Source organism: Thiohalocapsa sp. ML1 (assembly GCF_001469165.1).
Lineage (GTDB): Bacteria > Pseudomonadota > Gammaproteobacteria > Chromatiales > Chromatiaceae > Thiohalocapsa.
Genome location: NZ_JABX01000136.1, coordinates 1 through 564, shown reverse-complemented (window position 1 = coordinate 564; position 564 = coordinate 1). Strand labels below are relative to the sequence as shown.

Genomic DNA, 564 nt, shown 5'->3' with positions numbered 1-564 from the left:
TGTCTCGATGCCGGCGGCGGCGCGTTCCGGCGCCAGGCGATAGGCTTCGCAAACGTCTTCGCATCGCTCGTCGAACTGCTCATCGCGCGGCGTGTTGAGCCAACCGCGGGTGCGGTGCGGCTTGAGAGCGGCCTCGCGCAGGAAGCGCCCGATGGAGCCGGCCGAAATGCTCTCGGCGATGCCGCGAGACACGGTCTCCGCGGCCAGCGCGGCCTGTGTCCAACGGTTCAGCTCCAGCCCGTCGCACCGCGGCGGCTCGCATGCCAGCGCCAGGATCGAGCAGAGCTGCTCGGGCGTGAAGGTCGGCGGCGTGCCGGGGCGCGGCGCATCGACCAAGCGCTCCAGCACCGAGTGCGCCCCGGCGCTGCTCGACCAACGCTGGCGCCAGCGCTGCACCGTGGCGCGCCCGAGCGACAGCTGGTCCGCGGTGGCGCGCACGCCGACGCCGGCGGCGGCCAGCAGGACGATCTGCGCGCGTGTCACCAACACGCGCGGCGCGTTGTGTCGGCGCACCAGCGCCTCCAACACGCGACGATCCTTGTCCGAAACAGACACGGGAGCGGC

Annotated in this window: 1 protein-coding gene; it reads right to left on the bottom strand. The window is 72.7% G+C overall.

All coding sequences use genetic code 11. The features are described 5' to 3' along the window. Nucleotides 1-513: helix-turn-helix domain-containing protein (locus ML01_RS26675; RefSeq protein ID WP_216819302.1), on the bottom strand; the 513-nt coding region annotated here is incomplete at its 3' end. Between the last annotated feature and the right edge of the window lie 51 nt (nt 514-564).